Below are 12,303 nucleotides of genomic sequence, written 5' to 3' on the forward strand. Positions count from 1 at the left end.
AGTCACTTCGCTGGCGAACGGCCGATGCGTTTACTATCCGATGGGGCAAATGCGCATTCGAGACTGTTAGTGTTTTGCCTCACGTGGTGTCGATGTGGGCTCCATGCGATCCGTGCAGCCGTGCTGCCGGTGGGGGAATCTCAATCGACAGAATTGGGTTAGGAGAGAAAGCATGGCGGAGCGCTCAGGGCCGAGCCGGATACTTGCTTGCATTCTGGTGGGCCTCGGTGCCTTCCTCTTGGCCGTCGCTATTCTCATTCCCACCTACACGGTGGGCAAATTGGAGAAGACGCCCTTGGACCTCGAAGTGACCACGATCGCCGAAGGTTCCGGCAGCGTGCTCAACTCGCAGGCTCTTCTCGCAGGCAAGGCCGAAGTCAACACGAACGTTCCACTGGTGTCACAGCGCTACGTCACCACCGAAGACCCCGCGGACGCGGACGTCGTCACTCTCCAGGCGGGGCAGACGCTGCGGCGCACCGACAAGCAGGGCGACACCGGACTGCTGTCCGCGATCGTCGACCGCAACACCGTCGACCGCAAGACGTCGATGCCGACCAACGACCCGGTGGGCACCATCCAGACGCAGCCCAACCAGCCTGCCGAGGAAGTTTCGCGCGACGGACTGCAGTACAAGTTCCCGTTCAACTCGGAGAAGCAGAGCTACCCCTACTTCGACCTGAACGCGCGCGCCACCCAGGACATCAACTTCGTCGAGGAGACGGAGATCAACGGCCTGAAGGTGTACCACTACAACCAGACGATCGACCCGGTCGACCTGTCGAAGGTGGTCAGCTCGCCCACCAACAAGCTGACGCTGCCCGCCGAGGCGTGGGGCGTCCCCGGCGGCACCCTCCCCGTCACGATGACCCGCTGGTACACCAACGTGCGCGACCTGTGGGTCGAGCCCGAGACCGGTGTCGTCGTCAAGGGCCAGGAGCAGCTGCACCAGTACTACGCCCGCAACAAGGACAAGCCGGAGATCGACGTCCTGAAGGTGGAACTGCCCTTCAACGAGCAGACCATCGAATACCAGGTCCAGCAGGCCAAGGACGGCATGGACAAGATCAGCACGTTCGGTCGCACCGTGCCGATCATCGCCGGCATCCTCGGTGTCATCGCGCTGATCGCAGGTCTCGTCCTGGGTCTGCGCGGAGGCAAGGGCAGGCAGCCCGCGCACACCGCCGGCGACGACTACCCGCCGAGCGACGGTGGCCGTCACGTCGACCTGGACAAGTCGGAGGCTCCCACCGAGCAGCACGACTGGACCACGGACAAGACGGAAGAGATTCCCGTGCAAGATCCGCGCCGGTACGACGAGCGATAGAGCGGTACAGCCGGACGCCACGTAGTCCGGTGCGAAGGGGACCTCGGTACTTCACCGAGGTCCCCTTCGTCGTTCCGGTGCGGACTGTGCGGTGTCACCCGATGCCACAGGCGGCTCGTCGGACCGAACGGATGTCACATCGGGCGCGGGGCATCACGCCGCGCGCTGCGCACGGCGAGGATGCTGACGACCAGCGCGGTGCTCGACGCGACCGTCACGGCGACGGCGATGAACTGCCCGATCGTGGAGGCGAGGGTCAGCATCGCGGTCATCTCGACGGCGAAGCCGATCCAGGCGATCACAGCGAGGTGCGTCCGCTCCCCCGCGATGGCGGACAGCAGGGCGCCCTGCAGGACGGCCAGGCAGGCACCGTGGAGCGCGAACAGCCACAGCAGCGACTGGACGGGCTGATACGCGTCGCCGACGAGGAGCGGGACGAGAGGGGCGGCCGCCGCGACGCCTGCCACGAGGGCCGCCCCGAGTCCGACGAGGACGGCGAGCGCCGACCGGATCGCCTGCGCGGAGTGCGCGGGATTCGCCATCCGCGGATAGAGCACCACCCCGACGGCCTGCGGTAGCCAGAACGCGGCCTTGGTGGCGACAGCGCCCAGCGCGTACAGGCCGGCGTCGTCGTTGCTGAGCACGATCCGGGCGATCACCAGGTCCATCGACGACAACGCGATCAGCGCCAACTGCACCTGAGACGCCTTCAGCACAGCCGCGACGCCGATCCGGGTGCTCGACTCCCCGGTGATCCCGGAATCGGCGAACAGGCGCGCACACAGGGCCACCAGCCCGGTGCCGACCGCGCTGGCGGCGAGGGCGAGCCCCGGCCCGGCGCCGACGGCCAGCACCACGACCGCGGGAACGACCTTCGCGACACCGGCTGCCGCGAGGACGACGCTGAGCGGGCCGAACCGTGCCGCGCCCTGCAGCAGTCCCTGTTCGGTGGCGAGCAGGACCAGGACGGGCGCCGTGATCAGCGCCGAGAACGTGGCGAGCACGCCGGTGTCGAGGGCCCAGGACACGAGGGGTGCGAGCAGCATCGCCGCGACCGCGACGATCACCGCGCAGCGGTACCCCAGCACCCGGACCGCGTGGGCGCCCTTGCCCCGGACCACCTCGCGGGCGACGACGGTCTGCAGTGCGAGAGCGGGGACGGCGAGGACGAGTTGGGCCGCCAGGAGACTCGCGAACTCCCCGTAGCCCGCCGGACCGAGCCAGCGGCTCGCCGGCAGATGCAGCAGGTAGGACGCGATGTTCGCGATCATCGAGCCCGCCGTCACCATCGTCACCCCGGCGACCGCCGAGCTGGTGAGGGTCGGGCGTGGCATGCGCCCCATGATGCACTACGTGCCATGCGAGCCGGGTCGATGCACCACGTATCGTGACGGCCCATGACCGCCCGGCGCCGAGCATCGTTCGTCGCGGCGGTCTACAGCCTCCTTCTGGCGTTGCTGATCCTCGGGCCGCTGCTCGGTCCGGGCTACCTGCTGTTGCGGGACGCGGTCAGCACCCCCCGCTCGTATCCGACGGACTCGGCGCTCGGTCTCACGGACGCCGCCGCACGGGCCGTGCCGCAGGACGCTCTCCTCGCGACGCTGAGCGCCGTCGTCGACGGCGGCCTGGTGGTGAAGGCGATCCTTTTGCTCGCGCTGTGGGCGGCCGGCTGGGGCGCGGCCCGGATGGTCCGCACCGTCCTGCCGACGGCGGGGCTCGGACCTCAGCTCGTGGCCGTGACGGTGACGGTGTGGAACCCGTACGTCGCCGAGCGACTGCTGCAGGGTCACTGGAGCCTGCTGACCGGATACGCGGCGTTGCCGTGGACGGTGTGCGCGGCGGTCGCGATTCGACGGGGTCACCGCCGGGGATGGTTCGCCCTCGCGGCCTGCCTCGCCGCGGCCGGTCTGACGCCCACCGGGGTGTTGCTCGCCGCGGTGACCGCGGTGGCCGTCCTCGCGCTCCCCGGCGGACGATCCGCCGCGTGGCTCCGGGTGACGGGCGCGCTGGGCCTGTTCGTCGTCGCGAGCGCGCCGTGGCTGGTCGCCACGGCCCTGGCCGGCGGCGGCGCGGACGGCTCCGATCCCGCCGGGGTCGCGGCGTTCGCGGCGCGCGCCGAGCCGGGGCTGGCGACTCTCGGCAGTCTCGCCGGACTCGGCGGCGTGTGGAACGAGACCGCCGTCCCCGAGACCCGGACCACGCTGTTCGCACTCGTCGGAACGGTCCTGCTGCTCGCGGTCGTCCTGTGCGGACTGCCGGCGCTGTGGCGGCGGCGACGGCATCCCGTGGTCGCCGCACTGACGGCGATCGCGCTGGTGGCGGTGCTGCTGCCCGCACTCGGCGCGACCGCGTGGGGTCTCGACATCGGCCGCTGGCTGGTGCAGAACGTCCCCGGCGCGGGGTTGCTGCGGGACGCGCAGAAGTGGGTGGCGCTCGCGGCGCCGTTGTATGCGCTCGCCGCCGCGGCCGCGGTGCTGCGACGCCCCGGCACGTGGTCCGTCTCGGCCGTCCTGGTCGTGCTGCTCGCCCTCCCCGACCTCGCGTGGGGAGTCGGTGGCGCGCTGCGCCCGGTTCACTATCCGCCGTCGTGGCAGCAGGTGGCCGCCGAGGTGGAGCGCGACGCGCACAGCGGGGACGTCGCCGTGCTGCCCACCGGGATGTTCCGCAAGTTCTCCTACAGCGGTTCCGCGCCCGTCCTCGACCCCGCCCCGAGGATGCTGCCCGCGGACGTCCTGCAGACGGGCGAGCTGGTGGTGGCCGGTGGCACGGTGAAGGGTGAGGGGTCCCGGGCGCAGCAGGTGGAACGGGTGCTGCTCACCGGCGGTTCCGCCGCCGATCTCGCGTCGCTGGGTGTCCGGTGGGTCCTGGTCGAGCGCGACACGCCCGGACCGCGCGGCGAATCCGCGACCACCCTGGCCGGTCTGGTGCGACAGTTCTCGGACGAGCATCTGGAGCTGTACCGCGTCGACGGCGACGTCGCACGGCACGAGGCGTCCGACTGGGCGCGCGCGACGGTGATCGCGGCCCACGTGCTGTGGGCGCTGCTGCTGACCGGTGGTCTACTCGGCGCGGGCGTGCTCGAGGCCCGGACGCGCCAGCGCCGGCGACACCAGCCCTGACGTCCGCAGGCCCGCGGCCGTGCCCGCCAGCACCTCGTGGACGCCGTTCCCGGTGTGCTTCCAGGAGAACTCACCCGCGCGGACCCGCGCCTTCTCACCGAGGACCATGCGCGTCTCGGGGTCGAGCAGGAGGGTGTTGACGGCCGCGGTCAGTTCGCCGACGTCGGCCGTCGCCGCTTCCGCGCTGCCGACCAGAACACCGGTCACGCCGTCGACGATCGAATCCGTCAGCCCCTTGGAGCTGCGGTAACCGACGGTCGGGACCCCGTGCTGGGCGGCCTCGATGACGGCCAGACCCCACCCCTCCTTGCGGGACGGCATCACGTGCACCCAGGACTGCGACAGCAACTGGTGCTTACGGGTTTCGTCGACGTGCCCGTGGAACGTGACGGCGTCGCCGATGCCCAGTTCGTGCGCGCGGTCGCGGAGATTCTGCTCCCACCAGCCGCCACCGATGACGTCGAGGTGCACGTCGGCGATCGTGGGACGCAGCGCCGCGACGGCCTCGAGGGCGTCCTCGATCTGCTTGTGCGGCACCAGCCGGGACAGGACGCACACGCTGGGGTGCACGGTCCGGGTGTCGGCGCCGCCGATGTCCACGCCGACCGGGATGTCGTCGGCGCCGTTGCGTACCACCGCGATCCGTTCGCGCTCGACGCCGAGTTCGACGAGTTCGTCGGCGGACGGCAGCGACACGGTGAGGTACTGGTCGTCCCGGTGGGTGCGCGGCGACAACCGGGATTCCACCCACCAGCCGATCTTGCCCATCAACCGGCCTGCCACGGGCCACTGCTCGCGGTGGCAGTGGTGCACGAGCAGCGTCACGGGTGCGCCGGCGACGACGCGGGAGAAGAACGGGATGCCGTTCTGGGTGTCGATGACGGCGTCGGGGCGGATCCCTCGCAGCGGTCCGAACCCGAGCCTGCCCGCGGCGATCGCGGCGAGGGCGCGGGGGTAGACGCTGTACCGTCCGCCCGCCCGGCTGATCTCGATGCCGTCGACGGTTTCCTTCTTGGCCGCGCCGCGGTAACCGGCGGTGCGGAGGGTGACCTTGATTCCCCGCGCCGCGAGCTGGGCGCCGACCTCCTCGAGGTACCGCTCACTGCCGCCACCCTGCGGGTGACCGGTGTCGCGCCAGCAGAGCAGCAGAACCTCTCGCACGTTCATATACTCCTGTGGTCGGTGCGGTACATGTGGTCTCGGGGCGGGACGTTCCGCGCGGTAGTCCCCGAACACCCTATCGGTCGCATTCCACGGGATGTTGCAGCCACCGCGAACGGATTGGGGGCCCGGCGGCTGCACTCGCTAAGGTTCAGTCTCGTGACGACGCCTCCCGTGACCCGGCGATTCGGTCGACGGGCAACCCTGAAGCGGTCGTTCGGCCTGCTCAGCGACTTCCGGCACGAACAGACCGCACCCGACCTGTTCTACGGCGCCCTCGCCCGCGACTCCGTCGAGCTGATCGGCGACCTGTACGGCGGTCTGACCGAATCGGATCTCACGGGGACGACGGTCCTGGACGTCGGCGGCGGACCCGGTTACTTCGCGGACGTGTTCCAGCAGGCCGGCGCCCGGTACGTCCCGGTGGAGCCGGATCCGTCGGAGATGCATGCCGCGGGCCTCGCCGTGGGCGGCGCGGTGCGCGGGTCGGGGTTGGCGCTGCCGTTCCGGACGTCCTCGGTGGACATCTGCTTCTCCTCCAACGTCGCCGAGCACGTCAGCGAACCATGGGCAATGGCGGACGAGATGGTCCGGGTGACGAAACCCGGCGGCCTGATCGTGCTGTCCTACACGTTGTGGTGGGGCCCGTTCGGCGGCCACGAGACCGGGCCGTGGCACGCGCTGGGCGGTGAGTACGCCGCCCGCCGCTACCTGCGCAAGAACGGCCGCGAACCCAAGAACCGGTACGGCGTCTCCCTGTTCAAAGTGGGTGCGGCCGACGGGCTTCGGTGGGCCCGGCGCGCCCCGGACGCGGACTTCCTGGCGGCCTTCCCCCGCTACCACCCGCGCTGGGCGTGGTGGATGGTGCGGGTCCCCGGACTGCGGGAGTTCCTGGTGAGCAACCTCGTTCTCGTGATGCGGAAGCACTGACCGTGGTCGCGCTGGCTCTGGACATCGGCGGCACCAAGATGGCTGCCGGGATCGTCGACGCGGACGGCACGATGCCCCACCCGGCGACGACCCCGACGCCGGCGACCGGAGTCGGGGACGCGTGCGCCGCCCTGCTGCGGGAGGTCGCGGGAACGGCGAAAATCACGTCGGTCGGCATCGCCTGCGCGGGACCGGTCGACACGGTCGCCGGCACCGCGTCACCCATCAACATCGACGAGTGGGCGGGCGGGTTCGGCCTGGTCGGCCTCGTGCACGAACTTTTTCCCGGCGTCCCTGCGAGGCTGGCGATGGACGGCGCCGCCGCCGCTCTCGGCGAGCACCACCACGGTGCCGGGCGCGGTGTCCCCGACCTGCTGAGCCTCGTCGTGTCCACCGGCATCGGCGGCGGAGTTGTCCTCGGCGGCCGCATCGCCACCGGCCGGACCGGCAACGCGGGACACATCGGTCACCTGGTGGTCCCTGGCGGAACCGAGCCGTGCACGTGCGGCGGGGTGGGGTGCCTGGAGACGGTGGCGAGCGGACCGTCGTCCGTGCGGTGGGCCCGGTCCCAGGGATGGCGCGGGACGACGGGCGTCGCGCTGGCGAGGGCCGCCGCGGACGGTGACGACGTCGCCGTGGCCGCCCTCGACCGCGCAGGGACCGCACTGGGGCAGGCAATCGCGTCCGCCGCAGCCCTCTTCGACGTCGACCTCGCGGTGATCGGTGGTGGATTCGCGCAGGCCGGGCCCGCGTTGTGGGAGCCGATGCGCACGGCCGCCGCCCGGCACGCCCGGTTGTCGTTCGTCGCGGATCTGCGGGTGGTCCCGGCGGAACTCGGCGCCTCCGGAACGCTCGTCGGGGCGGGAGTCCTGGCCGTCGGCGAGGGCTGACACAGCGGGATCTCCTCACCTGTTCCGAAATTCTGTAACGTGTTCTAGTGTTCAGGGTCACACCACGTTCAGGAGAGGAGGTGACCGTGAGCACGAGCACTGCCCGATCCGCCGACGACTCCGATCACTCGTCCGAAGTCGCCCGGCCCACTGATTCCCGCCGCGATCCGGAGGTGCTGCGAGACGCGCTGCACCGCTGGCTCGCCGCCCAGTTGCCCGCCGACGCCGCACCCGAGGTCACGCACGTCCATCTCCCCGACGCGAACGGCATGTCGAGCGAGACGATCCTCTTCGACGCCGCCTGGTCCGGCGAGGTTCACCCGCTGGTCGCGCGGGTCGCGCCTGCCGACACGACGATGCCCGTCTTCCCGGAGTACGACCTCGACGGACAGTTCCAGGTGATGGCGCAGGTCCGGGAGCACTCCGCCGTCCCGGTCCCGGTCGTCTACTGGTCCGAATCCGATCCCGGTCCGCTGGGCGCCCCGTTCTTCGTCATGGCCCGCGTCTCCGGGCAGGTCCCGCCGGACGTGATGCCCTACAACTTCGGGTCGTGGGTGACGGAGGCGACCGAGGAGCAGCGCGCGCTGCTGCAGCACAGTGCGGTGAATGTGCTTGCGCAACTGCACGACATCGACCGGCCGTGGGAGCGGTTCGCGTTCCTGCGACTGCCCGGCTCGGGTCCCACCGTCACCGAGGCGCTCGCCGCGCACATCCGGCAGCAACGCGGGTACTACGAGTGGACGACGCAGTCCGGTCCCCGGTCCCCGTTGATCGAACGCGGTTTCGCATGGATGGAAGACAATCTCCCGGACGACCCCTCCCCCGCCGTCTTCTGCTGGGGCGACGCCCGGATCGGCAACATGATGTTCGAGGACTTCCGGCCCGTGGCCGTACTCGACTGGGAGATGGCCGCACTCGGGCCCCGCGAACTCGACCTGGGCTGGATGACGTACCTGCACCGGTTCTTCGAGGACATCGCCGCGTCAGCCGGACTCGACGGGATGCCCGACTTCCTGCGACTGGACGACCTCGCTGCCCTCTACGAGGAACTGACGGGCCACACGCCCCGCGATCTCGAGTACTACACCGCCTACGCGGCGCTGCGGCAGGCCACCATCATGCTGCGGATCCAGGAGCGCGCCATCCACTTCGGGCAGGCCGTCGCTCCGGAGGATCCGGACGACATGATCATGCACCGCGCGTCGCTCGAGGCGATGCTCGACGGCACGTACTGGGAGAAGATCCGATGACCGCCGACTACGCCGGAAACCCGCTCTCCCCGATGGACGACTACCCCATTCATCAGGTGGCCGAACCGATTCGGCGCGTCGCCACGTCCGACCGCAACTTCTACGACCGCTACTACTTCAACTGCTATCCGTCGGCCGAGTCCGACCTCTTCCTCATCATCGGTCTCGGGCAGTACCCCAACCTCGGCGTGACGGACGCGTTCGCGGTGCTCCGCCGGGGCGACGACCACATCGTCGTCCGCGGGTCGGCGGCCCTGGGTCACGACCGCTCCGACAGCACCGTCGGGCCGTTCCGCGTCGAGGTCCTCGAGGGTCTGCAACGCCTGCGCGTCGTGCTCGAGCCCGGCGACTACGACCTCTCCTTCGACCTCACCTTCGACGGCGCGATCCCCGCGACGCTGGAGCCCCGCCACTTCCGCAGGCAACTCGAGCGCGTCACGTTCGACACGAGCCGCTTCGTCCAGACCGGCACCTGGGCAGGCGAACTCACGATCGACGGGCAGAGCCGCCCCGTCACCCCCGACACCTGGCGCGGCAACCGTGACCGGTCGTGGGGAGTGCGCCCGGTCGGCGAGTCCGAGCCCCCCGGACGGCGGGCGGTCGACGGGATCCAGAACTTCTTCTGGATCTACTCGGTGATGCAGTTCGAGGACTACTCCGTCTCCGTCGTCCTGCAGGAGGACGAACTCGGCAGGCGCATCGTCGAGGAAGCCGTCCGCATCTGGCCGGACGCCGACCGCGAACCCGAATGGCTGGGCCGACCCGAACACGAGCTGAAGTTCGAACCGGGGACGCGGGACGTCACGTCGGCGTCGCTGAGTTTCCACCGCCCGACCGGCGAGGTCGTCACCGTCACCTGCGACCTGCTGGTTCCCAACTACATCGGTATCGGCACGGGGTACGGCCTCGAAGCCGATTGGCGTCACGGCATGTGGCAGGGCGAACTCGTGGTGCAGGGACTGCGCAAACGAGCGTCCGAGATCGAACCGGGACTCCGGATGTTCTGCCCCGTCGACAATCTCACCCGCTTCCGGCTCGAGGACGACGGCGAGACGGTCGTCGGGACCGGGCTGTTCGAGGTCGCGGCGATCGGCCCACACGCACGGTACGGATTCGACAGTTTCACCGACACCGCCTCCTGACCGGGGGAACGACACGAGGAATGGACTCATGACCGACTACGACAAGCTCTACATCGGCGGCAAGTGGGTGGCCCCGGCCACCGATCAGGTGCTCGAAGTGTTCTCTCCGGCAACCGAGGAACGCGTCGGCAGCTGTCCCGTCGCGTCGCCGGCCGACATCGACGACGCCGTCGCCGTGGCCCGGCGGGCCTTCGACGAAGGTCCGTGGCCGCAGACGACTCCCGCCGAGCGCGGGGAGATCCTCGCGAAGGCGGCGAAACTCATCGAGGAGCGCGGCGACGCCCTCAACGCGCTGATCTCGTCCGAGATGGGTCAGCCGCCCGCGATGGTCGGGATGATGCAGCAGACGCCGTCGCTCGCGACCCTCAACTTCTACGCCGGACTCGCGAACGAGTTCGAGTGGGAGCAGACCCGCACCGGCGCGTTCGGGCAGACGAAAGTGCTGCGGGAGCCCGTCGGTGTGGTGGCCGCGGTCCTCGCGTGGAACGTGCCACTGTTCCTGGCGGTCAACAAGCTGTCCCCGGCGCTGCTCGCGGGCTGCACAGTCCTGCTGAAACCGGCACCCGAATCTCCGCTCTCCACACACCTTCTCGCCGAGATCTTCGCCGAGGCGGGGGTTCCCGAGGGCGTCATCTCCGTTCTGCCCGGCGGCGCCGAAACCGGTGAATACCTGGTGTCGCATCCCGGGATCGACAAGATCACGTTCACCGGCAGCAGTCCCGTCGGCCGCAAGATCGGGGCCATCGCCGCGCAGAACCTCAAGCGCTGCTCCCTCGAATTGGGCGGCAAGTCGGCGGCCATCATCCTCGAGGACGCCGACCTCGCGTCCACCATGCCGATGCTGGTGATGTCCGGGCTCATGAACACCGGTCAGGCGTGCGTCGCGCAGACCCGGATCCTCGCCCCGCGGTCCCGCTACGACGAGGTCCTGGACGCCCTCGTGGCGGGTGCCGGATTCATGACCGTCGGTGATCCGTCCGACCCCGCCGCGCAACTCGGGCCCCTGATCTCCGAGAAGCAGCGCGACCGCGTCGAGGGCTACATCGCCAAGGGCAAGGAACAGGGTGCCCGCGTGGTGCTCGGTGGTGGCCGTCCGGAAGGCCTCGACAAGGGCTGGTACGTGGAGCCGACGATCTTCGCGGACGTCGACAACTCGATGACGATCGCCCGCGAGGAGATCTTCGGACCCGTCCTGTCCGTGATTCCCTACGACTCCGAGGACGAGGCGATCAAGATCGCCAACGACTCCGACTACGGACTCGCCGGCTCGGTGTACACCACCGACATCGACCACGGTCTCGCCGTCGCGAAGCAGATCCGCACCGGCACGTACGCCATCAACTGGTACGCGTTCGACCCCGGCTCACCGTTCGGCGGCTACAAGGCCTCCGGGATCGGTCGCGAGAACGGACCGGAGGGGCTCGAGGCGTTCTGCGAGACCAAGTCCGTCCTCATGCCGCCCGGCTACAGCGGATAGGCGGCTTCGCCGCCCGTGCGTGGTTGGCGAGTCTCTGGACTCCTCAACCACGCACAGGCTTGCACTCACCGTCGTTCTCGCGTTCGGCGCGAACATACTGATCGCACTGGCCAAGACCGTCGCCGCCGTGGTCACCGGCTCGGCGTCGATGGTGGCGGAGGCCGCGCACTCGTGGGCCGACTCGGGCAACGAGATCCTGCTCCTGATCGCCAATTCCCGGGCCAAGCGCTCACCGGACCGCATCCATCCGCTCGGGTACGGGCGGGAAGCCTACGTGTGGTCGATGTTCGCGGCGCTCGGGCTGTTCGCCCTGGGTGCGGGGGTGTCCGTCACGCACGGCATCCAGGAACTCGTGCACGCCGAGCCTGCCACGAACTTCGCCGTCGCATATGTCGTGCTCGGTGTCTCGTTCGTGCTCGAGTCCATCTCGTTCCAACAGGCGTACCGGCAGTTGCGCGCCGAGGCCGTCGCCATCGACCGCGACGTCCTGGCCCACGCGCTGCGCACGTCGGACCCCACCACGCGCGCCGTGTTCGCGGAGGACGCCGCGGCGCTCATCGGTTTGGTCATCGCGTTCCTGGGCGTTCTGCTGCACCAGATCACGGGATCGGCGATCCCCGACGCAATAGGCTCCATCCTGGTCGGGATCCTGCTCGGGGTCATCGCGCTGATCCTGATCGACCGCAATCGCCGATTCCTGATCGGCGAGGAGGCGTCTCCTGCCCTGCGCCAGGCCGGCATCGAGGCCCCCGAGGCGCTGCCCGAGGTCGACCGGGTGACGTTTCTCCGCATGGAGTACCTGGGACCGCGGCAGGCGTACCTGGTGGCGAGTGTCGACCTCGTCGGCGACTACGCGGAGTCTCGTGTCGCCCACACCCTCCGCGACCTCGAGGCCCGGCTGGAACGGAACTCCCACGTGGTCCGCGCGATACTCACCCTGTCGACAGAGGACGAGCCGACGATCACGGTGTGAGATCGCCGGCTCGCCGCCGGTTCTGCGGGTCTAG

General features: G+C 69.8%; 10 protein-coding genes. 8 read left to right on the plus strand and 2 right to left on the minus strand.

Annotated elements, in window-relative coordinates; genetic code table 11:
• Nucleotides 1-172: 172 nt before the first annotated feature.
• Nucleotides 173-1,327, plus strand: coding sequence for a DUF3068 domain-containing protein (locus tag DTA22_RS23055; protein ID WP_112301019.1), 1,155 nt, complete (start codon nt 173-175; stop codon nt 1,325-1,327).
• Nucleotides 1,328-1,461: 134 nt separating this feature from the next.
• Here the strand turns inward: DTA22_RS23055 and DTA22_RS23060 are convergent, their stop codons facing one another.
• Nucleotides 1,462-2,670 (minus strand): polysaccharide biosynthesis protein, encoded by a 1,209-nt coding sequence (locus DTA22_RS23060; protein ID WP_112301020.1) that lies wholly within the window; start codon nt 2,668-2,670, stop codon nt 1,462-1,464.
• 54 nt (nt 2,671-2,724) lie between these two features.
• Here DTA22_RS23060 and DTA22_RS23065 point away from each other — a divergent pair, with 54 nt between their 5' ends.
• A complete protein-coding gene (locus DTA22_RS23065) occupies nt 2,725-4,446 on the plus strand; it encodes a hypothetical protein (protein ID WP_112301021.1) in 1,722 nt (573 codons plus the stop codon).
• On the opposite strand, the gene DTA22_RS23070 is transcribed toward DTA22_RS23065, so the two are convergent.
• Entirely contained in the window at nt 4,387-5,607 is a 1,221-nt protein-coding gene (locus DTA22_RS23070; protein WP_112301345.1) for a glycosyltransferase family 4 protein, read from the minus strand. The genes DTA22_RS23065 and DTA22_RS23070 overlap by 60 nt on opposite strands.
• A gap of 174 nt (nt 5,608-5,781) precedes the next feature.
• On the opposite strand from DTA22_RS23070, the gene DTA22_RS23075 reads away from it, so the two are divergent.
• The 6 genes from DTA22_RS23075 (at nt 5,782) to DTA22_RS23100 (ending at nt 12,269) form a co-directional block, all read left to right on the plus strand.
• Nucleotides 5,782-6,537 carry a class I SAM-dependent methyltransferase gene (locus tag DTA22_RS23075; protein WP_112301022.1) on the plus strand — a complete coding sequence of 252 codons (756 nt, stop codon included), beginning with the start codon at nt 5,782-5,784 and terminating at the stop codon, nt 6,535-6,537.
• A gap of 2 nt (nt 6,538-6,539) precedes the next feature.
• Nucleotides 6,540-7,427, plus strand: coding sequence for an ROK family protein (locus DTA22_RS23080; RefSeq protein ID WP_112301023.1), 888 nt, complete (start codon nt 6,540-6,542; stop codon nt 7,425-7,427).
• 80 nt (nt 7,428-7,507) lie between these two features.
• Nucleotides 7,508-8,677 (plus strand): phosphotransferase family protein, encoded by a 1,170-nt coding sequence (locus DTA22_RS23085; RefSeq protein ID WP_112301024.1) that lies wholly within the window; start codon nt 7,508-7,510, stop codon nt 8,675-8,677.
• Nucleotides 8,674-9,819 (plus strand): hypothetical protein, encoded by a 1,146-nt coding sequence (locus tag DTA22_RS23090; protein WP_112301025.1) that lies wholly within the window; start codon nt 8,674-8,676, stop codon nt 9,817-9,819. The genes DTA22_RS23085 and DTA22_RS23090 overlap by 4 nt, the downstream gene beginning before the upstream one ends.
• Before the next feature lie 28 nt (nt 9,820-9,847).
• Entirely contained in the window at nt 9,848-11,296 is a 1,449-nt protein-coding gene (locus DTA22_RS23095; RefSeq protein WP_112301026.1) for an aldehyde dehydrogenase, read from the plus strand.
• Between the two features lie 19 nt (nt 11,297-11,315).
• Nucleotides 11,316-12,269, plus strand: coding sequence for a cation diffusion facilitator family transporter (locus DTA22_RS23100; protein WP_245973355.1), 954 nt, complete (start codon nt 11,316-11,318; stop codon nt 12,267-12,269).
• Nucleotides 12,270-12,303 lie beyond the last annotated feature (34 nt).

It is taken from the genome of Rhodococcus wratislaviensis (genome assembly GCF_900455735.1).
GTDB lineage: Bacteria > Actinomycetota > Actinomycetes > Mycobacteriales > Mycobacteriaceae > Rhodococcus_F > Rhodococcus_F wratislaviensis.

Bases quoted from the DNA above. Each gene is read 5' to 3' on its own strand.
- DTA22_RS23055 (WP_112301019.1), top strand. From the start codon at position 173: ATGGCGGAGCGCTCAGGGCCGAGCCGGATACTTGCTTGCATTCTGGTG.
- DTA22_RS23060 (WP_112301020.1), bottom strand. From the start codon at position 2,670: ATGGGGCGCATGCCACGCCCGACCCTCACCAGCTCGGCGGTCGCCGGG.
- DTA22_RS23065 (WP_112301021.1), top strand. From the start codon at position 2,725: ATGACCGCCCGGCGCCGAGCATCGTTCGTCGCGGCGGTCTACAGCCTC.
- DTA22_RS23090 (WP_112301025.1), top strand. From the start codon at position 8,674: ATGACCGCCGACTACGCCGGAAACCCGCTCTCCCCGATGGACGACTAC.
- DTA22_RS23095 (WP_112301026.1), top strand. From the start codon at position 9,848: ATGACCGACTACGACAAGCTCTACATCGGCGGCAAGTGGGTGGCCCCG.